Origin of the sequence: Sphingomonas sp. 7/4-4, assembly GCF_027941955.1 — a bacterium.
Taxonomy (GTDB): Bacteria; Pseudomonadota; Alphaproteobacteria; order Sphingomonadales; family Sphingomonadaceae; genus Sphingomonas.
Map to the genome: position 1 here is coordinate 3,022,594 of NZ_CP115960.1, position 20,316 is coordinate 3,042,909.

At 66.5% G+C, this 20,316-nt stretch carries 18 protein-coding genes and 4 pseudogenes; 14 read left to right on the forward strand and 8 right to left on the reverse strand.

What is annotated here, in order from left to right; genetic code table 11:
- The first annotated feature begins 21 nt into the window (after positions 1-21).
- Positions 22-3,042 carry a TonB-dependent receptor domain-containing protein gene (locus PIB19_RS15230; protein ID WP_271238043.1) on the forward strand — a complete coding sequence of 1,007 codons (3,021 nt, stop codon included), beginning with the start codon at positions 22-24 and terminating at the stop codon, positions 3,040-3,042.
- A 67-nt stretch (positions 3,043-3,109) separates the two neighbouring features.
- Here the strand turns inward: PIB19_RS15230 and PIB19_RS15235 are convergent.
- The 8 genes and pseudogenes from PIB19_RS15235 to PIB19_RS15270 form a co-directional block, all read right to left on the reverse strand.
- Positions 3,110-3,878: pseudogene (locus PIB19_RS15235) on the reverse strand (sigma-70 family RNA polymerase sigma factor).
- A complete protein-coding gene (gene flhA / locus PIB19_RS15240; protein ID WP_271241004.1) occupies positions 3,875-5,923 on the reverse strand; it encodes a flagellar biosynthesis protein FlhA in 2,049 nt (682 codons plus the stop codon). Before flhA ends, PIB19_RS15235 begins: the two are co-directional and overlap by 4 nt.
- Positions 5,924-5,958: 35 nt before the next feature.
- On the reverse strand, positions 5,959-6,864 hold the full coding sequence (locus tag PIB19_RS15245; RefSeq protein WP_271238044.1) for a lytic transglycosylase domain-containing protein: 906 nt from the start codon (positions 6,862-6,864) through the stop codon (positions 5,959-5,961).
- Between the two features lie 106 nt (positions 6,865-6,970).
- Complete coding sequence (locus tag PIB19_RS15250) at positions 6,971-7,282, reverse strand: flagellar protein FlgN (RefSeq protein ID WP_271238045.1); 312 nt, start codon at positions 7,280-7,282, stop codon at positions 6,971-6,973.
- Positions 7,269-7,562, reverse strand: a complete 294-nt coding sequence (gene flgM, locus PIB19_RS15255) for a flagellar biosynthesis anti-sigma factor FlgM (protein WP_271238046.1) — start codon at positions 7,560-7,562, stop codon at positions 7,269-7,271. Before flgM ends, PIB19_RS15250 begins: the two co-directional genes overlap by 14 nt.
- 69 nt (positions 7,563-7,631) lie before the next feature.
- On the reverse strand, positions 7,632-8,153 hold the full coding sequence (locus PIB19_RS15260; RefSeq protein WP_271238047.1) for a flagella basal body P-ring formation protein FlgA: 522 nt from the start codon (positions 8,151-8,153) through the stop codon (positions 7,632-7,634).
- 47 nt (positions 8,154-8,200) lie between these two features.
- Positions 8,201-8,695, reverse strand: a complete 495-nt coding sequence (locus tag PIB19_RS15265; protein ID WP_271238048.1) for a flagellar motor protein MotB — start codon at positions 8,693-8,695, stop codon at positions 8,201-8,203.
- Positions 8,692-9,336, reverse strand: coding sequence for a motility protein A (locus PIB19_RS15270; protein WP_271238049.1), 645 nt, complete (start codon positions 9,334-9,336; stop codon positions 8,692-8,694). Before PIB19_RS15270 ends, PIB19_RS15265 begins: the two co-directional genes overlap by 4 nt.
- Positions 9,337-9,664: 328 nt before the next feature.
- Between PIB19_RS15270 and flgB the strand changes: the two genes are divergently transcribed.
- From flgB to PIB19_RS15335, 13 genes and pseudogenes are all read left to right on the forward strand, one after another.
- Positions 9,665-10,018, forward strand: a complete 354-nt coding sequence (gene flgB / locus PIB19_RS15275; protein WP_056615251.1) for a flagellar basal body rod protein FlgB — start codon at positions 9,665-9,667, stop codon at positions 10,016-10,018.
- A 2-nt stretch (positions 10,019-10,020) separates the two neighbouring features.
- Positions 10,021-10,431, forward strand: a complete 411-nt coding sequence (gene flgC / locus PIB19_RS15280) for a flagellar basal body rod protein FlgC (protein WP_056615254.1) — start codon at positions 10,021-10,023, stop codon at positions 10,429-10,431.
- Positions 10,432-10,433: 2 nt separating this feature from the next.
- Positions 10,434-11,123 carry a flagellar hook assembly protein FlgD gene (locus PIB19_RS15285; RefSeq protein ID WP_336297162.1) on the forward strand — a complete coding sequence of 230 codons (690 nt, stop codon included), beginning with the start codon at positions 10,434-10,436 and terminating at the stop codon, positions 11,121-11,123.
- A gap of 24 nt (positions 11,124-11,147) precedes the next feature.
- Complete coding sequence (locus PIB19_RS15290; protein ID WP_271238050.1) at positions 11,148-12,428, forward strand: flagellar hook protein FlgE; 1,281 nt, start codon at positions 11,148-11,150, stop codon at positions 12,426-12,428.
- 22 nt (positions 12,429-12,450) lie between these two features.
- Positions 12,451-13,193 (forward strand): annotated as a pseudogene (gene flgF, locus PIB19_RS15295) (flagellar basal-body rod protein FlgF).
- Between the two features lie 16 nt (positions 13,194-13,209).
- Positions 13,210-13,998: a flagellar basal-body rod protein FlgG gene (gene flgG / locus PIB19_RS15300; RefSeq protein WP_271238051.1), complete on the forward strand. Its 789-nt coding sequence runs from the start codon at positions 13,210-13,212 to the stop codon at positions 13,996-13,998.
- Positions 13,999-14,008: 10 nt separating this feature from the next.
- A pseudogene (locus PIB19_RS15305) lies at positions 14,009-14,703 on the forward strand (flagellar basal body L-ring protein FlgH).
- A 79-nt stretch (positions 14,704-14,782) separates the two neighbouring features.
- Positions 14,783-15,810, forward strand: a pseudogene (locus PIB19_RS15310) (flagellar basal body P-ring protein FlgI).
- Entirely contained in the window at positions 15,807-16,145 is a 339-nt protein-coding gene (locus PIB19_RS15315) for a rod-binding protein (protein WP_336297163.1), read from the forward strand. The pseudogene PIB19_RS15310 and the gene PIB19_RS15315 overlap by 4 nt, the downstream one beginning before the upstream one ends.
- Complete coding sequence (flgK, locus tag PIB19_RS15320) at positions 16,142-17,482, forward strand: flagellar hook-associated protein FlgK (RefSeq protein WP_271238052.1); 1,341 nt, start codon at positions 16,142-16,144, stop codon at positions 17,480-17,482. The genes PIB19_RS15315 and flgK overlap by 4 nt, the downstream gene beginning before the upstream one ends.
- A gap of 8 nt (positions 17,483-17,490) precedes the next feature.
- Positions 17,491-18,387: a flagellar hook-associated protein FlgL gene (gene flgL / locus PIB19_RS15325; RefSeq protein ID WP_271238053.1), complete on the forward strand. Its 897-nt coding sequence runs from the start codon at positions 17,491-17,493 to the stop codon at positions 18,385-18,387.
- A gap of 108 nt (positions 18,388-18,495) precedes the next feature.
- The gene (gene motA / locus PIB19_RS15330) at positions 18,496-19,359 is read left to right on the forward strand and encodes a flagellar motor stator protein MotA (RefSeq protein ID WP_271238054.1); all 864 of its coding nucleotides are present in this window, start codon (positions 18,496-18,498) and stop codon (positions 19,357-19,359) included.
- A complete protein-coding gene (locus PIB19_RS15335; protein ID WP_271238055.1) occupies positions 19,360-20,316 on the forward strand; it encodes a flagellar motor protein MotB in 957 nt (318 codons plus the stop codon). It abuts the gene before it with no gap.

A 20,316-nucleotide genomic window follows, 5' to 3' on the forward strand; every position in this document is an offset into this window, starting at 1 on the left:
GCGTTCAGGGAGATTTTTTCAATGCTGTTCCACAATCGATCGACCGCGGCATCGCTGCGGCGCGGAGCGGCGCCGTTCGCGCTGGCGCTCGGGCTGCTCGCCAGCCCCGCCTTCGCGCAGGACGCGCAGACCGCCACACCGCAGACCGCAGATTCGCAGGCTGCGGCTCCGGAAGCAGAAGGTCAGGAGGACAGCATCGTCGTCACCGGCTCGCTGTTCCGCCGCACCGACACCGAGACTCCGTCGCCCGTCACGGTGCTGACGTCCGATTCGCTGGCGAAGGCCGGTATCACTACCGTGGCCGAAGCGGTGCGTTCGATCTCGGCGGACGGTGCCGGCTCGATCGGCGTCGGCTTCCAGAGCGGCTTCTCGGCCGGTGGTTCGGCAGTATCGTTGCGCGGCCTCGGCGTTTCGTCGACGCTGGTGCTGGTCGACGGCCTGCGCTCGACCAACTTCCCGATCAGCGATGACGGCCACAACGCCTATGTCGACCTGAACTCGATCCCGTTCAGCCTGATCGACCGCGTCGAAGTCCTGAAGGACGGCGCCTCGTCCACCTACGGCGCCGACGCGATCGGCGGCGTGGTCAATCTGATCCTCAAGAAGCAGTTCAACGGCATCGCCGGCACCGTCGAAGGCGGCGTATCGGAAAAGGGCGACGCCGGCCGCCAGCGCGTCAACCTGACCGCCGGCTTCGGCGACTATGATACGCAGGGCTGGAACGTCTATCTCAACGGCGAATATCAGCAGGACGGTCGCGTCAGCAACCACAGCCGCGGCTTCCCGTACAACAATCGCGATCTCACTTCGATCGGCGGCAACGACAACAACCTGACGGACAACTCGTTGACCACCGCGACGCCGAATGCGGTCGTGGTGCGCGTCAACCAGACGAATCTCAACAACCCGCTGGCCGGTTCGGCCACGGCGTTGAGCACGCAATTCCAGTCGCTCAACCTGAACTGCAGCTTTGGCACCTACACGCAGACCAGCTCGGCCGTGAACGGCACCGGCTGCCGGCACAATCTGGAAGACGAATATTTCCAGCTAGCGCCGCTGCAGCGCAAATGGTCCGTCAACGGCCGCGTGAGCGTCCGCCTGTCGGACGATATCGAGGCCTATATCACCGGCAGCTACTCGAACAGCTATGTCAGCATCCTGAACGCGCCGCGCGCGCTGCGTAACACGCAGCCTTATGGCGGCGCGCCGGCTCTCGCCTCCAGCAACCCTGGCATCGTGCTTCCGGTGTGGATCTGCCCGTCGGGCGTCAATTGCGCGACCGTCGGCACGGCCGGGCGTACGCTCAACCCGAACAATCCCTATGCGGCCGCCAACGCCCTGACTCCGAATATCGGCGCGGCGCGCATCTATTATCTGTTCGGCGACATCAAGGCCGGCAGCGATCGCACCAACGAAGTGTACCGCGTCGCCGGCGGCCTGCACGGCTCGTTCGGAGGCGACTGGAACTGGAAGGTCGACGCCGTCTATGCCCGCGACAACCTCGAGATCGTCCAGCACGGCTATCTGAACATCGCCAACACGCTGAACGCGATCAACACGGGCGCGTACAACTTCGTCAACCCGTCGCTCAACAGCGCGGCGGTGCGCAACTTCATCGCGCCGGACAAGATCACGCCCTCTTTCTCCGAAATGTACTCGCTCGACGCGTCCGTCACCAAGCAGCTGTTCGACCTGCCCGGCGGCCCACTCATGGTCGCGGTCGGCGGCCAGGTGCGTCATGAGGAGCTGGAGAACAACAATCAGAACGCCGCACTCGACACGTACAGCCTGACCACTTCGTCGGCGTTCGGCAAGCACACCGTCTCGGCCGGATATTTCGAAATCCAGGCGCCGATCCTCGACGTTCTCGAAGTCAACGCGTCGGGCCGTTACGACCATTATTCGGAAGGCTTCGGCCGCTTCTCGCCGAAGATCGGCGCGAAGTTCACGCCGATCCAGCAATTCGCGGTCCGCGGCACCTATTCGCAGGGCTTCCGCGCACCGACCTTCGCCGAATCGGGCCCGCGGTCGCAATATGCCGGCTTCGTGACCACCACCCCTTCGACCCTCTTCTGTGCACAGCATTCGCCTAACCCGCCGGGCACTTGTGCGGCCGGCAACCCGTATAATGCCCAATATTCGGTCGGCCGCGGCTTCGTCGGCAACCCGGACCTGAAGCCGGAAACGTCGCGCAGCTTCACCGCCGGCGCGATCTTCGAGCCTTTCAAGTGGCTGAGCATGACGGTCGACTATTACAACGTGAAGAAGTCGAACCTGATTGCAAATGGTCCGCGTGCGGGTGACGCGATCGCCGCTTATTATGGCCAGACCACGCTGGCTGCAGCGACCGCCGCGGTTGCTGCGGTTGGCCCGGGCTACTCGGTCAACACCATCGACGCCGTCGATCCGCTGTTCCCGAATGCGCTGCCGCGTCTGCTGATCATCAATGCTCCGTTCGTGAACGTGAACAATGATCTGACGACCGGTCTCGACTTCTCGGCCACAGTCCGTGCGCCGCTGAGCGACGGTCTGCGCCTAACCAGCCGTGTCGAAGCGACCCATGTCATGCTGTACAACCGCCATACTGCGAACGGTGTTCAGCGTTTTGCGGGTACGCTTGGGCCGTATGATCTGTCGTCCGGCAACGGCACGCCCAGCTGGCGCGGTAACTGGCAGACCACGCTCGAAACGGATGACTTCTCGCTGAGCGCGACCGCCTATTACGTCGGCAAGATCAAGGCCGTTGCTACCGACCAGGGCAATATCTCGACCGATTGCTCGGCATCGCTCTACAAGGTGCCAACCGACGGTCCGGGGTTCACCAAGTTCTGCTACGTGAAGAGCTTCATCACGGTCGATTTGAACGGCTCGATCAAGGTCAACGACAGCTTCACGTTCTTCGCGAACGTGGGCAATTTGTTGAACGCGCGGGCACCGATCGCACCGGCGTCCTATGCCAGCTCGCCGAACTTCCTGACGACCTGGCACTATGCCGGGCTCATCGGACGGATGTTCAAGGCCGGTGCTTCGTTCAAGTTCTAAAAGCTGGGCGCTCCCTCGCGCGTCAGGACGGCGGTCTCCCTCGGGAGGCCGCCGTTTTGCTATGCGGTCAGCCCAGCCGGCGCTGGAGCGCGCGCTTCAGCCGGGCGTGCGCCGAGGCCTTGATCTGGCAGATCTCGCGCGGCGCCGACGCCGAGCACCTGGCCGATCTCTTCGAGATTGAGTTCCTCGACATAATATAGCTGGATCACCTGCGCCTCGCGCTCCGGCAATTCGCCGATCGCCGCGATCAGCGCCTCGCGCTGGTCGCCTTCGGCGAGCTGGTCGAACGCGTTCGGCTCGTCGGACATGAACCATGGCGATTCGTCCGAATAGAGATCGTCGATCGAATCGAAGCGCACGGCCTCCGCGCCGGCATATTCGATGCGAAGCTTCTCCGGGCTCACACCGAGCTTCTCCGCGACCTGCGCGTCGTTCGGCGCGTGCCCCAATTCGGTGGCGAGCATGGATATCGTCTCCTGATAGGCTTTGCGCCGGCGCATCGCGCCGCGGGTGAGCGTCGCCTGGCGGCGCAGTTCGTCGATCATCGCCCCGCGCAGCCGCGTCATCAGATATTGCTCGAACGTCACTTGCCCGCGATCCTCGAAGCCGCTCACGGCCTCGATCAAAGCGACCATGCCGATCTGGATGAGGTCCTCGATTTCGACGATCGAGCTCATCGAGCCGTGCACGTGCCACGCGATTTTCCGGACCAGCGGCAGATGCTTGCGGACCATCGCCTCGGCATCGCGTTGCGGCGAGGGCGTGCGCTCATAGGTGAGCGGCGCGGATGCGAGAGAAGCCATGTCTTTCAGGTTCCCCGGGGTGAAAGCGTTCATGCGGCGAGCGCCTCCGGCGCACCGATTACGGCGACGACTTCGACGGCCTTGTCCTCTGGCACTTCGAAGAAGCTCATCACCGGCGTATCGGGAAGGATGGTCTTGACCAGTTTGCGGATCGCGACGCGGATCGCCGGCTGAACGACCAATGCGAAGGGCTTGGCCTCGGCGATCAGCGGACTGGCGGCGCGCTGGAGCGCCTCGGCGATGCGGCGGCCGAGATCCGGCTCGATCGTGTGGCGGCGCGACGGATCCGAGCGGACCGCCTGCCCCAGCAGCGCCTCGAGCTGGCCTTCGAGCGTCATCACCCGCAGCGGCTCGCGCACTCCGCACAGCCGCTGGATGATCAGCGGGCCGAGGTCGGGGCGGATCAGCTCGAGGATCTCCTCGGCGTCGAGCGTCTTCTGCGCTGCGACGGCGATCGCCGCGGCGATGCGGCGGAATTCCTTGAGTGGCACATTCTCCTGGAGCAACCCGCGCAGCACCGTGGTGAGCGTGGTGAGCGGCACCGGCTGCGGACTGAGCGAGGCGACCAGCGAGGCGGCGCGTTCCTTGAGCCCGTCGAGCAGGGCCTGGACTTCGTCGGGTCCGAGCAGGTCGGCGGCGTTCTGGATCAGGACGTGGTTGAGGTGGGTCGCGATCACGGTGCCGGGGTCGACGACGAGATAGCCTGCGCCGGTGGCGGCATCGGCATCGCCGTTTGCCACCCACACCGCGTCGAGCCCGAAAGTGGGGTCGCGAACGGGCTTGCCCTGGAGCTTGCCGACGGCTTGTCCCGTATCGAGCGCGAGCATCTCGTCGGGCGAGACATTGTCCTCTCCGATCACGACGCCGCCGACGATGATCCGGTAGGTGAAAGGCGCGAGGTTGATATCGTCGCGGACGCGGACCTGCGGGACGACGAAGCCGAGATCCTTGGAGAGCTGGCGGCGCACTCCGGTGATCCGGCCCATCAGCGGCCCGCCCCGGCGCTCGTCGACCAAGGGCACGAGTCCGTAGCCGATGTCGAGCATCACCTGCATGTTGTCGGTGACTTCCTCCCAGCCGATCTTCGAAAGATCGATCGGCTCGGCTGCCGGAGCGGGTGGCGGCGGTCGATTGGCGATCTTGCGAAGCTTCCACGCCGCAAACCCCGCGACGGCGGCGGCGGGCAGGATCACGAAATGCGGCATGCCGGGCATCACCCCGAGCAGGCCGAGGATCACCGCGACCGGCGTCCAGGTCTTGTGGCTGCCGAACTGGCTGCCGATCTGTCCGGCGAGATCGTGCGTGGAATTGACCCGGGTGACGATCGCGGCGGCGGCGATCGACAGCATCAGCGCGGGCAGCTGCGCCACCAATGCGTCGCCGATCGCGAGCATGATATAGCTCTGCGCCGCATCGCCGACCGTCATCTGGTGGCTGACGACGCCGAGGATCAGGCCGCCGACGATATTGATCGCGAGGATCAACAGCCCGGCGATCGCATCGCCCTTCACGAACTTGGACGAACCGTCCATCGCGCCGTAGAAATCGGCCTCGGTCGAGACTTCGACCCGGCGCGCGCGCGCCTCGTCGGGGGTGATCAGGCCGGCGTTGAGATCCGCATCGATCGCCATTTGCTTGCCGGGCAAGGCATCGAGGGTGAAGCGCGCGGCGACTTCGGAGACGCGGCCCGCACCCTTGGTGACGACGATCATGTTGATGATCAGCAACACCGCGAAGACGACGATGCCGACGACATAGTCGCCGCCGATCAGGAAGGTGCCGAATGCTTCGATGACATGGCCCGCCGCGGCGCCGCCCTCATGCCCGTTGACCAGGACGACGCGCGTCGAGGCGACGTTGAGGCCGAGGCGGAAAAGCGTCGCGAACAACAAAACGGTGGGGAAAGCGGAGAAATCGAGCGGCTTCTGCGCATTGAGCGCCACCATCAGCACCGCGAGGCTGATCATGATGTTCATGATGAAGAAGGCGTCGAGCAGGACAGCCGGGATCGGCACGACCAGCAAGGCGACGAGCAGCAGGATCGCGCCGGGAAGCGAGAAGCTCCGGAGCGCCGGCAGCAAGCCGGCGGGCAGGGCAAGTCCGTTCACGAGGATCAGGCCCCCAGTTTCGCGAGCATGAGATATGCGAGCCTGGCCGTCTCCGGCGTCGGCCGGAACGGATTGACGGTCACCGGTGCGAACGGATCAGAGGCAGCGAGCTGATTGGCGCCGGAACGCGAGGTCTTGAGTTGCGCGAGGGTGGTCTCGATCCAGTGCCGGTCGCTGTCGACCGCATTGTTGCCGAGCACCACCTCGCCATCGCCCATGCCGGCGCCCAGAGCGTCGATGCCTTTCGAGAGATCGTCGAACGCATCCGACGCGAGCCCGGTCGCGCCAACCGCGGCAGCGCCCTGGTCGAGCTTGCCGGCGAAGCGGGCATAGATTTCACTCAGCGTGCGCGGCTGGCCATTCGAGGCATAGAAGATGCTGCGATTGGCGCGCGCGGCGGCAGGAAACATCGCCGCGCCCGTACGATCGGGACTGCTCTCCATCGCCCCGAGAAACTTGGCGGCACCGCCCTGCCCCAGGAAATGCGCCATGTAGAGATCGGTGCCGGTGGCCGGCCGGCCGAGCCTGTCCTCGAGCACGGCCTTGTTGTCCGAGGCATGCTCGGCCGCCATCAGCGCCGCGGTGCCCGGATCGCTGCGCATGTCGAGAATCGCGCGGCGCGCGGCGGGATCGCTCACCACATAGCGCCCGCTGGCGGTCTGGCGGATCGAATCCGCCGCCCAGCCGAGACCGTGTTCGGCACCGTGATCCTTGATCACGCCGAGCCAGCTCTGCTCGATGAACTGATAGAGGCCGGTCGCGCTCGACGTCGCGGCGCGCGCATTGGCGCGCATGCCGCTCTCGACCTGCGCCTGCCCCAGCAGATAGTTGAAGTCGATTCCGGTCTTGCGGCTGGCCGCGGCGATCGCCGTCTGGATGCCAGCCCTGGAGTTGACCGATACGATGCTCATCGATCCCTGATCCGATTACCCTTGGTAGGATTTGGATCAGCAAGGACCGTGCCATTTGCGGAGTTCAGGCGATGGAAGTCGGGCTACGCAGTGCTCCGGCGCACGTTTACGCCAGCGCGTACCCGCCCGGGCGATAGGCCGTTGCCGTCTCGCCGGAAAGAAGTTGCAGGCGGCGGCGAACATTTGCCGCCATCAGATTGACGTAGATCCGGCAGGTCTCGTTGAGGCGATGCGCTTCCGCGGCGAGCTCCTTGACCTCGGGCGAAGGTGCCTCGCCATCGTAGAGCGCGACGCTATCGATGCCCGACAGCTTCGCGCGCGTCGCGGCCTCCAGTGCCCCAACGTCGTTCGCCTTCAGCGCCGCGATCTCGGCGTGAAGCGATTCGATCACGTCTATGAGCGCGTCACGCCGCGTCATTGGGGCTCCAGTCGAGCTTCAGCGCGAGCAGGCGATCGGCGATCGTGGTGGGATAGATCGGGAATTTGCCGTCCTCGACGGCCTTGCGGATCCGCGCAACCCGCTCGGAATCGACCGGAGGCTTGGCCGCCATCGCGCTCGACAGCTCGGCGGCGGTCGATTCGACCGTCTTCACTTCGTTCGAGACGGGCTTCGCCGCTGCCACCGGAGCGGCGGGAGCGACCGGCGCAATGCGGCGGTCAGCGACCGCGCCTGCCTTGTTGCCGATTGAGTCCACCATTGCTGCTTCCTCGGGAAACTGTTCCTGCAGCGATAGGAACGGCCGCTTTAGGGCCGGCTTTAGGAAAAATCATTCGGTCCATCCGGGCAGCCGCGCGCGGCCGGATTCGAGCGCCACTGCCTGGATCGGCGGCTTCTTGTCGTCGACCTTGACCATCAGCCGTGCGCCCGGCGCGGCATCGCCCATCGCAATGCCGTCGCGCGTGATCGAGAAGCCGGGCGAACCGGCTTCGACGGTGATCGGATCGCCGCGGCGGATCACCGGGGCGGCCTTGATCGGAGCGACCAGCGCCTGCGCGGTGGCGACGGGCGCCGCCCTGAGCTGGGGCACGGCATTGACCGGGACATAGATGCGCCAGGCCGGCGCCATGCAGCGCACGACCACTGCGTCCTTCGCTTCGCTGCGCCATTCGAGCTGCGGGGCGGGACACGCCTGCAGCTTCAGCCTTTTGTCGACCGGCGCACGGGCGCCGCCGAGCTCGCTTATGCCCATGCCGGTGAACTGGGCGACGATCGTGTCGAGCACCGGCGTCGACTGGAAGTCCTGCGCGGCGGCCGGGGTGGCGACGGCAAGGGCGAGGGACAGCAGCATGATAGTCTCCTTGAGCGGGCGGCAAGGCCGCGTTGCCGGGCGGCAGATCATTGCCGGCCTCCGTCATAACCGAGTGAGAGGACTGCGCGGCGCTGGCCGCGGGCAGTGACGATGGCGATGCGCCCGGGCGCGACCGCGTGTGCCCGGACCAGCATCGCCGCGACGGCGCGGGCGCGATCGGCGGCGAGGATCGGGCCGCTGCCGGTGACCGGATCGACGTCGGCGGGGCTGCCGTCGACTTCGCCGATGATCCGTAGGCGCGTGCGTGGGTCGGCGGCGGCGGTGCGGGCCCAGGCGAGCGCCGCGGCGCCGTCCAGAAGCTGCGCCGAGCCGGGCGTGAAGCCGTTCACCGCGGCGAGATCGACCGGCATCGCCGGCGCCTGTTCCTTGATGCCGAAGCCGGCGCGAAAGCCGGCGGCGAGCGTGTTGGGATCAACCTGGTTGGCCTGGAGCAGCACGAAGAAGCCGACCAGCAGCAAGGCGAGGTCGGCGAGCGTGGTCAGCCAGATCGGCCGCGCGGGAAGATCGTCGTCGAACGTCATGCCGCGAGGTCTTTCGCGTGGCGAGGCTCGATCGTGGCGAGCGCCGCGAGCAGGGCGGCGAGCCGGGCGCGTTCCTGCGCCTCGTGCCGGGCCTGGCGCCGGAGCCGCGACGCCACGGGAGTGGCGAGCAGGCAGGCGATGACCGCGCCGTAGAGCGTCGTGAGCAACGCCACTGCCATTGCCGTACCGATCGTCGCCGGATCGCGCATCGCAGTGAACATCTGGACCAGCCCGATCAGCGTGCCGATCATCCCCATCGCCGGCGCGATATCGGCGGCACCGCTCCACATTTCGGCGGCGGCGCGGTGGCGTTCGAAGCGGGCCAAACGGCGCTGCTCGAGCAATTGGGCAACCTGCTCCGGCGAAGCGCCGTCGACGATCGCGGCGACCGCGGCGGCGGTATCTGGATCGGCGATCACGTTGCGATCCAGCGCGATCACGCCATGGCGACGAACGATGCGGGCGAAGGCGGCGACCTGCGCGAGCAGCGGCTCGGCATCGAAACGGCGGCGCGCCAGCGTGCGGAGCGCCACGATGCCGCGGCCCAGATCGCCGAGCGGCGTGCGCAATATGACGGCGAGAACCGTACCGCCGAGGACGATGGCCAGCGCGAGCGGATCGAGGAAGGGGCCGAAGTTCATGCGCTCACGACTGCAAGGGCCGGGCCAGTTTGGCGTGGTCGCCTGACGGTGGTCGTTTCCTTGATCGTCATCCCGGCGAAAGCCGGGATCCAGAGCCGCGAGCGGATCGCCTGGGACTCTGGGCCCCGGCCTTCGCCGGGGTGACGACGAATGCAAGGCCGCGATCCGGGCGCTTCACCAAGGTTCCGGCAGTCGGTTGCCGCCCGACCGGCAAAAGCTTGCCGGCCGGCCCGCGCGTAGAGGGAAATCGAACACCCGGCACGCTTTGCAAGAAAATTGGCACGGCCATTGCAGCGACACGCCCGAACTTTTGTGCGGGAGACGTGCAATGCCCAACGACAGCCTTTTCGGCGTACACGGCGCGGCGCTGACCGTGCGCTCGCAGCGCATGGGCGTGCTCGCGTCGAACATCGCCAATGCCTCGACCCCCGGGTACAAGGCGAAGGACATCGACTTCCAGGCCGCGCTGGCTTCGATCGAAGCCCCCGGCGGGTCGAGCGATGCCGCGATGGACGCCGCGACGCTCTATCGCGTGCCGCTCCAGCCGAGCCAGGACGGCAACACCGTCGAGCTCGCCACCGAACAGACCGCCTTCGCCGAGAATGCCGTCGCCTATCAGACGACCCTGTCGTTCCTGAACGGCCGCATCTCGACGATCACGCGCGCGCTGCGGGGAGAATAAGCATGGGCAACCAGCCGCTCTCGATCTTCCAGGTCTCCGGCCGCGCGATGAGCGCGCAGCTGGTGCGGATGAACACGACCGCATCGAACCTCGCCAATGCCGGCACCGTCGCGTCGAGCGCCGAGGCCGCATACCGCACGATCAAGCCGGTGTTCCGCACCGCCTTCGACGAGGCGAGCGGCATGTCCACCGTCGATGTCGAGCAGGTCGTCACCGCCGGATCCGAGCCGACCAAGCGCTACGACCCCGGCAATCCGCTCGCCGACAAGGACGGCAATGTCTGGGAGAGCGCGGTCGACGAGACCCGCGAGCTCGTCGACATGCTCGAATCGTCGCGCACCTACCAGAACAATGTCGAGGTCATGCAGACTGCCAAGCAGCTGATCGTCGACACCCTCAAGCTGGGCCGCTGATCATGGATTTCGATAGCACGCTGCAGACCCTGGGCATCAAGCGCTACGGCGCTTCGTCCTCGTCGGGCACCAAGGACACGTCGAACCTCGGCAAGACCGAGATGGATCAGGGCGACTTCCTGACGCTGATGACGGCGCAGCTGAAGAACCAGGATCCGTTCGAGCCGGTCGACAACACCCAGATGGTCGCGCAGATGGCGCAATTCTCGTCGCTCTCGGGCATCACCGAGATGAACACGACACTGAAGGCGATCTCGGACAAATTGGCGGGGACGTCGCTCGGCGACGCGCTCGGCTATGTCGGCAAGACCGTGCTGACCGAAGGCTCGACTGCCTATCCGCGCACCACGGGCGGCATCGCCGGCGCCGTCGCGCTGGCGGACAACGCCACCGACGTGAGCGTCACGATCAGCGATCCCAACGGCAAGACGCTCAAGACCATGGTGCTCGGCGCGCAGGACAAGGGCGCCGTCGCCTTCGACTGGGACGGCGTCACCGAGAGCGGCGATCCCGCCGGCGAGGGCCCGTTCACGGTGAAGATCACCGCGCGCAATGCCGATGGCGCGGTCACTGCCGCCCCGCTCGTCTGGGCACCGGTATCGACGGTGTCGATGGGCGCCGACGGCCAGCCCCGGCTCACGCTTCCCGGCCTCGGCCAGATTACGCTCTCCGACGTCTGGCAAGTCGGCTGATCCAGGATTCCAAGGAGTAATCGCATGTCCTTCTTCACTTCACTCAGCGGGCTCCAGGCTGCCCAGACCGAAATGTCGACGATCTCGCACAACCTCGCGAACGTCTCGACCAACGGCTTCAAGCGTTCGACGACGCAGTTCGCCGACGTGATCGCGTCGACCGCCAATTCGAACCCGACCAATGTGATCGGTTCGGGCACGGTGGTTAAATCGGTGCGCCAGCAGTTCAGCCAGGGCGGCTTCACCCAATCGACTTCGGCGCTCGACGTCGCGGTCTCGGGCGAGGGCTTCTTCGTGGTGAAGAGTCCCGATGCGAGCGGCAACGGCGTCGCCTACACCCGCAACGGCAGCTTCCTCGTCAATTCCGACCGCTATGTCGTCGATGCGCAAGGCAACAAGCTGCAGGTCTATCCGGTCGACGGCTCGGGCGCGGTGGTCGCGACCGGGCTCGGCTCGACCGTCCCGATCCAGCTGCCGCAGACCAGCGGCATTCCGGTGGCGACCACGAACGTGAACCTGTCGCTCAACCTCAACGCCAATTCGACCGTGCCGACCGCGGCGTTCGATCGCTTCGATCCGTCGACCTACAACCATTCGAACCAGACCACGATCTTCGACTCGAGCGGCAACGCAATGACGCTGACGACCTATTTCGTCCGCGACAGCGCGCCGAGCACCGGCGATCCGACCAGCAGCTGGAGCGCCTATTCGTTCGTCGGCGACAAGCAGCTGAGCGCGGATTCCGATCCGAACGCCGGCACGCCGATCTCGATGACCTTCGACGCCACGGGAGCGAAGACCGCGCCGACGGGCACGACCACTTTCGCGGGCTTCCTCCCGCCGGGTTCGACCGTCGATCAGGTGCTCACCGTCGATTTCGGCAACGCGACGACCCAGGTCTACAAGCCGTTCAACGTCGCCGCGGCGACGCAGGACGGCGCGCCGGTCGGCCAGCTGGAAGGCGTGACGATCGGCGAGGACGGCACGGTGCGCGCGAGCTTCTCGAACGGCGACACCCAGTCGCTCGGCAAGGTCGTGCTCGCCAGCTTCTCGAATCCTACCGGTTTGCGCCAGCTGGGCAGCAGCACCTGGTCGGCTTCGGGCCTGTCGGGCGATCCGCGCCTCGGCGAGCCGGGGACGCAGGGTTTCGGCGGGCTGATGACCGGTGCGATCGAGCGATCGAACGTCGACATCACCGAAGAGCTGGTCGGGCTGATCGCCGCGCAGCGCGCCTTCCAGGCCAACGCCAAGGCGCTCGATACTGCGAGCCAGATCTCGCAGACCATTTTCAACATCCGCAGCTGACGAAAGGCTGAGGGGAAACCGCATGGATCGGCTGGTCTACACCGCGCTCACCGGACTGCGCAGCCAGATGGCGGCGCAGTCGACGATCGCGAACAACATCGCGAACGCGTCGACCACCGGCTATCGCGCCGACCGGGTCAGCTTCGACCGGCTGGTGCTGCAGGGCTCCGGGTTCGAATCGCGCCAGCTCGCAGCGGAGGAAGTCGAGGACTTCGACCGCCGCGCCGGCACGATCGTCCAGACCGCTCGGCCGCTCGACGTGGCGGTGACGTCCGATTCGTGGATCGCGGTCCAGGCGACCGACGGCAGCGAAGCCTATACGAGGCGCGGCGACCTTTCGGTCGCGGCCTCGGGCGTGCTGGAAACCGGAGACGGTTTCCCGGTGATGGGGTCGGGGGCCCCATCACCGTGCCGCCCTATCAATCGATCGCTATCGCCGAGGACGGCACCGTATCGATCGTGCCTGCGGGCGGCGATCCGACGCAGCCGCAGGTGATCGACAAGATCAAGCTGGCGAGCCCCGAAGGCAGCCAGACCGCCAAGGGCCTCGACAACCTGCTGCACGTGAAGGGCGGCGGGGTTTTGCCGGAGGATCTCGACGGCAAGGTCGCGTCGGGCGCGCTCGAGCAATCGAACGTCAATCTCACTCAGGCGCTGGTCGACATGATCGAGAACCAGCGCAGCTACGAAGTACAGGCCGGCCTCCTCAAGGAAGCCCGGAACATGGACGAGAGCGCCGCATCGCTGATGCGGATGCCCGCGTAACGAAAGGATTTAGACGATGGGTTCCTCGGCAATGCACATCGCGCGCACCGGGCTCGACGCTCAGGACATGCGCATGCGGGTGATCTCGAACAACCTCGCCAACGTCAACACGACGGCGTTCAAGCGCGATCGCGCCTCGTTCCAGACGCTTGCCTATCAGGTGGTGACGGCGCCGGGCGCGGCGAGCACCGCGGAGACGAAGTACGCCACGGGCCTCAACCTCGGCACCGGCGTCCGCATCCAGGGCACTGCCCGGGTGGAGACGCAAGGCAGCTTCCAGAACACCGGCGGGTCGCTCGATCTGGCGCTGGAAGGCGAAGGCTATTTCCAGGTACAGATGCCGGGCGGCCAGCTGGGCTATACCCGCGCCGGCAACTTCTCGCGCTCGGCCGAAGGGCTGATGGTGACGAGCGACGGCTATCAGGTGCAGCCGGGAATCACGATCCCCGAGGGCACCACCGGCATCACGATCGGCGCCGACGGCACCGTATCGGCGACGATCGCGGGGCAGACCGAAGCGAGCCAGATCGGCCAGATCCAGGTCGCGACCTTCCCCAATCCCGGCGGGCTGCAGGCGACCGGCGACAATTTCCTGATCGAGACCACGGCGAGCGGTGCGGCCAGCCTCGGCGCGGCCGGCGACACGGGTCGCGCGAAAATCCGTCAGGGTGCGCTGGAGGCTTCGAACGTCAATGTCGTCGAGGAGCTGGTCGACATGATCGAGACGCAACGCGCGTACGAGGTCAATTCGAAGATGATCTCGGCGACCGACGAGATGCTCAAATATGTCAATCAGAACATCTGAGGCCGCTGCCATGAAATTTCTCACCGGCCTCGCCACCGGCGCGCTCGTCGTCGCCGCATTGGCGTTCACCAGCGCTCCGGCCAAGGCGCAGTTCCTCGGGCTGGGCAAGAAGAAGGCGAAGGAGGATTTCTCCGCCACGCTTCCGGCTGCCGAGCCCGTGGCGGCGCCCGCAAATGGCGGCATCTTCCAGGCGAATGACGGCTATGCCGCACTCTACGAAGGCGCGCGTGCGCGCCGGGTGGGCGATCCGCTGACGATCGTCCTGGTCGAGCGCACCAGCGCGTCCAAGTCGGCGAGCTCGAAGCTCGACAGCGGCGGCGGCTTCTCGCTGACTCCGCCGAGCACGGGCGCGCTCAACCTGTTCAACAAGAGCGATGCCTCGATGAGCGGCAACCGCAATTTCAACGGCACCGGCACCGCGGACCAGGCCAATGCACTGTCGGGCGAGATCAGCGTCACCGTAGCGGAAGTCTATCGCAACGGCACGATGCTGGTGCAGGGCCAGAAGCGCGTGACGCTCAACCGCGGCGACGAGTTCGTCCAGATCAAGGAATCGTCCGCACCGCCGACATCGACGCGTACAACCGCGTCGCCAGCACGCGCGTCGCCGATGCCCGCATCGCCTATACCGGCAAGGGCGACGTCGCCCGCGCCAGCCGCCAGGGCTGGCTGAGCCGGTTCTTCCAGATCCTCAGCCCCTTCTGAGCGGAGCCAATTTCATGATCCGATACGTGATCGCCTTTCTCGCCGCCGCGCTGGCCTTTCGCCCGCGCACGCGCAGCGCGTGAAGGACCTGGGCGGCTTCCAGGGCATCCGCACCAACCAGCTGACCGGATATGGCGTTGTCGTGGGCCTTCCCGGCACCGGCGACGACAATCTGGAATATACCGTGCAATCGATGCGCGGCGTCGCCTCGCGTTTCGGGCTGCAATTGCCGCCCGGCGTGAGCCCGAGCCTGAAGAACGCCGCAGTGGTGATGATCACCGCCGAACTGCCGCCCTTCGCCAAGCCGGGCCAGAAGCTCGACATCACCGTATCGTCGATGGGCAAGGCCAAGTCGCTTCGCGGCGGCACGCTGATCCTCACGCCGCTGCAGGGCGCGGACGGGCAGATCTATGCGATGGCACAGGGCAATCTCGCGGTCGGCGGGCTCGGTGCGGACGGCGCCGACGGCTCGAAGATCGTCGTCAACACGCCGTCCAGCGGCCGTATCCCCGAGGGCGCAACCGTCGAGCGCATCGTCGATACCGGCTTCGATCGTTCGCCGTTCCTCACCTTCAACCTCGCCCGCGCCGACTTCACCACCGCGCAGCGCGTGCAGGATGCGATCAACAGCCGCTTCGGCGGTGCGCGCGCCCGCGCGATCGACGGCGTGTCGATCGCGGTGCAGGCCCCGCCGGAGCGGATGTCCGCGCCGAATTGATGTCCGAGATCGAGAATCTCACCGTCGAGGCGGCCGAGGCCTCGGCCAAGGTCATCGTCAACGCGCGCACCGGAACCGTGGTGATCAACTCGGCGGTCCGGGTCAGCCCCGCGGCGGTGACGCATGGTAAACTCACCGTTCGTATCGATGAGGCCCAGAATGTCAGCCAGCCCCTGCCGTTTAGTAAGGGCGAGACCGTCATGGAGCAGCACAGCGTCGTGAACGTCGAGGAGGAGAAGAAGCCGATGTTCCTGATGCAGCCCGGACCCAAGCTCGCCGACGTGGTCAAGGCGGTCAACGCCATCGGCGCCTCGCCGGCCGACCTCGTCGCGATCCTCGAGGCGCTGAAGGAAGCCGGCGCGCTCAAGGCCGAGCTGATCATTCTGTGACCCAGGTCAACGTGCCCGCAACGAGCAATGGCGGCGGCGTGTCGATGGACACGTCGCGGCTGGCCTCGAAGGAGAATCTCGATGCCGCGGGCAAGCGCTTCGAGGCGATCTTCGTCGGCATGATGCTCAAGTCGATGCGCACCGCGAGCCTCGGCGAGGGGCTGTTCGACAGCAAGGCGGGCCAGCAATTCCGCGACATGCAGGACCAGCAGCTCGCGCAGAGCATGGCCGCGCACGCGCCGATCGGGATCGGCAAGGCGATGACCGACTTCCTCGCCAAGGCCGCGCCGGTGGAAGCCGCCGCCGCGCCAACGACTGACGGGAGCACGCCATGAGCGACATGCTGTCGATCGGCGCGTCGAGCCTGCGGGCCTATCAGGCCGCGCTGACAACGACCTCCGAGAATATCGCCAATGCCGGCAGCGCCGGTTATTCGCGCCGCACCGCGCCGGTGCGCGAAGTTGTGGCGCCCGGCGGGCTGACCACCGGCAACGCGCAGGGCATGGGCGTGGTCGTCACCGGGATCGCCCGCGCCACCGACATCTACAAGACCGCCGAAGTGCGCACCGCCACCGCCGATCTCGCCAAGACCGAGACCGGCGCGACCTGGCTCCAGCGAATCGAGGGTTCGCTGAGCGGCCAGCAACTGGGCGACCGGCTGACCGCCTTCTTCAACGCAGCCAAGGCCGTCGCGGCCGATCCCGGCTCGCTGGCACCGCGCGCGACGATGCTCGAGGCGGCGTCGAGCGTTGCTTCGTCCTTCGCCGCCACCGGCGCCGCGCTCGACAGCGCGGCCGAAGATCTCGACGCGAGCGCGGGTGCCGCGACGACGCAGCTCGCCGGGCTCGCCCAGGCGCTGGCCAAGGTCAATTCAGGGCTCGGGCGCTCGTCGGTCGGAACCAGCGGCCATGCGGCGTTGCTCGATCAGCGCGATCAATTGCTCGAAGAGATGAGCGCGATCACCGATGTCTCGGTGACCACCGATTCGTTCGGCAAAGCATCGGTGCGGATCGGCGGAGTCGCCGGGCCGGTGCTTGTGGAAGGCGAGAATTCGGGCGCGGTGACCTATGCCCGCAGCGATGCGGGGCTCGTCGCTTATGCCGTGCATTTTCAGGGACAGAGCAGCGCGGTGTTCCCGAGCGGAGGCGCGCTGGCAGGCTTCGCCGAGGGCGCGCAGCGGATCGCCGATGCGCATGCCGAGATCAACCGGCTGGCGACGGCCTTCGCCAATGGCGTCAATGCGGTGCAGGCCGCGGGCGACGACCTGACCGGCACTGCCGGCGCGGCGATGTTCACGGTGGGCGATCCCGCTTCGAACCTCACGCTGGTGCTCGACGACCCTCGCGGCATCGCCGCCGCGGCGACCGGCGCTGGCGTGCGCGACAACAGCAACCTTGCCGGGTTCGAGACGCTGCGCAGCTCGGGCCGGTTCGAGGACGGCGTCGCCACGCTGACCACCGCCAACGCCGCCGCGCTTTCGGCGCGTACCACCGTGGCGCAGGCGCAGTCGGCGATGCGCGATTCGGCGATCGCCGAGCGAACCGCCGCCGTGGGCGTCAATATCGACGAGGAGGCGGTCGACCTGATCCGCTTCCAGCAGGCCTATCAGGCATCGACCCGCGTGATCCAGGTCGCGCGCGAGACGCTGCAATCCATCCTCGACATCCGGTGAGCCAGACCATGCGCATAGCCACCTCGCAAATCTACAACCGCCCCGCCTCGCTGATGACCCAGCTGAGCGCCGAGGCCGACCGGATCCAGACCCAGATTGCCACCGGCAAGCGGATCCAGACCGCGTCGGAGGATCCGGCGGCATATCTGCGCCTGCAGGGCATTCGGCAGCAGACCGCCGACGACGGCGCCTGGGCCGCCAACATCACCATGGCGCAGGGCCTGCTCGCGCAGACCGACACCACGCTGGAGAGCGTCGAATCACAGCTCCAGCGCGCACTCGAACTCGCCACGCAGGCGAGCACGGGGACGATGTCGGACACCGACCGCAAGGCAGTTGCCGAGGAATTGACGTCGATCCGCGACGCGCTGTTCGGGCTGGCGAATACCAAGGACGTGCGCGGCCAACCGATGTTCGGTGGCGCCACGGGCGACACGGCTTATGTCAAAGCGGCCGACGGCACGATCAGCTTCGCCGGCAGCGGCGAACCTTCGCCCATTCCGATCGGCGAAGGTGTCAGCGTCCAGAGCAGCGTGACCGGCACCCGCGCCTTCGGGAACGGCGCCAGCGATATGTTCGCCATACTGGGCGACTTCGCCGCGGCATTGGAGGCGGGTGGTGACGTCAAGGCGGCAGGCAATGCCGCGCTGGACGGGATCAACGCCTCGCTGGGAAGCGTATCGCTCGCCCGGACTTCGGCCGGCGCGCGCGCGGCACGGCTCGAGCTCGACGCCGATCGCATCGTCGATGCCGGCGAGGCTCGCGAATCCGCGCGCAAGGACCTGGAGGATACCGACATCACCACTGCGGTGACCGAGCTCCAGAAGACGTTGACGATCCTGCAGGCGACACAGGCGAGCTTCACCAAGCTCACCAGCCTGTCGCTGTTCGACTATCTGCGCTGATACCGTGCGGCGGCGCGCATTTTTCGCGCTTTTCCGCTGAAGGACACGGCGAAGCGGTCGTTTACCAATATGAGTGCCGGTGCACGGACACGGGGGAAGTTTAGTCGCATGTTTGTGTTGATCGGCTTTGTCGTCCTCATCGCGATGGTCTTCGGCGGGTTCGTCATCACCGGCGGCGCACTCGGCCCCGTGATGCACGCGATCCCGCACGAGATGCTGATCATCGGCGGCGCGGCCCTGGGCGCGCTCATCATCGGCAATTCGATGAAGGAGCTGAAGGCGCTGGGCGGCGGCTTCATGAAGGTCATCAAGGGCCCGAAATACAAGAAGCAGGACTATCTCGACACGATCTTCCTCGTCTCCAAGCTGATGAAGATGCTGCGGACCGAAGGCCCGATCGCACTCGAGCCGCATGTCGAGGATCCCAAATCCTCGGCGATCTTCGCCGAATATCCCCGGCTGCTGGCCGATCACACGCTGATCAACCTGATCACCGATACGCTGCGCCTCGTCGTCGTCTCGTCGGGCACGCTCGACGTGCACGCCGTGGAAGAAGTGATGGATAATGCGATCAAGACGCATCACCACGAAGTGCAGGGGCCACAGACAACGCTGCAGAGCCTCGCCGACGCGCTGCCCGCGCTCGGCATCGTCGCGGCGGTGCTCGGCGTGGTGAAGACGATGGGCTCGATCGACAAGCCGCCGACGATCCTCGGCGCGATGATCGGCTCGGCGCTGGTCGGCACCTTTCTCGGCGTGCTGCTCGCCTACGGCATCGTCGGGCCGCTCGCGACCCGGCTCCAGCAAGTGATCGATGCCGACGGGGCGATCTATCACACGGTCAAGCAGATCATCATCGCCTCGCTCCACGGACACCCGCAGCCCTTGGTGATCGAAGCCGCGCGCTCGGGCATCGCTTATTCGAACCAGCCGGGCTTCGGCGAGGTCTTCGACGGCCTAAGGGGCCGGTAAGTGGCGGCGCGCGCTCCGCATGGGAGCAACCAGCCGCCGAAGATCATCGTCAAGAAGATCTTCGTCGAGGGCCATGGCGGGCATCACGGCGGCGCCTGGAAGGTGGCCTATGCCGACTTCGTGACCGCGATGATGGCGTTCTTCCTATTGCTCTGGCTGCTCGGCGCGACCACCGAGAAGCAGCGCAAGGCGCTGGCCGATTATTTCGCGCCGACATTGATCGACTTCAAGCAGAACAGTGCCGGTTCGAACGGGCTGCTGGGCGGCGATTCGATCAATTCGCGCGACAATTATCCCAGCAAGGCCGCGCAGACCGGTACCCGTTCGATGACGATCCCGGCCGGCGCGATCGGCGGCAATGACGTCGGCACCGGAGAGAAGGGCACGCTCAAGGAGCAGCGCGCCCTGACCCAGCAGGATCAGAAGAACTTCAGCGAGACCGCGAAGAAGATCCAGGCCAAGATGCGCTCGCGCCCGGGGCTGGCCAAGCTCGCCAACCATATCCGCTTCGTCGCGACGCGCGACGGCATGCGCATCGACCTGCTCGACGACGCCAATTATTCGATGTTCGATCTGGGCACGACAGCTCTGGTGCCCGATGCCAGCGCGCTGATCGGCACGATCGCCGAGACGATCGCTGACATGGAGAACCCGATCATGATCCGCGGCCATACCGACAGCCTCGGCTATGGCGACCCGCGCAACATGAACAACTGGATGCTGTCGAGCGGCCGCGCCGAAGCGACGCGGCGGCGCCTGTCCGGCGGCGGCGTGCCCGAGATGCGCTTCGAGCGGATCGAAGGCGTCGCCGACCGCGAGCCGCTGATCGTCGACACCCCCACCGACCCGCGCAACCGCCGCGTCTCGATCACCCTGCTGTTCCGCCGGATCATGGACCAGGACAAGAACGAGCGCTTCGGCCGGGGCCCGCGGCCGCAGGCGATCGCCGCACGCTAA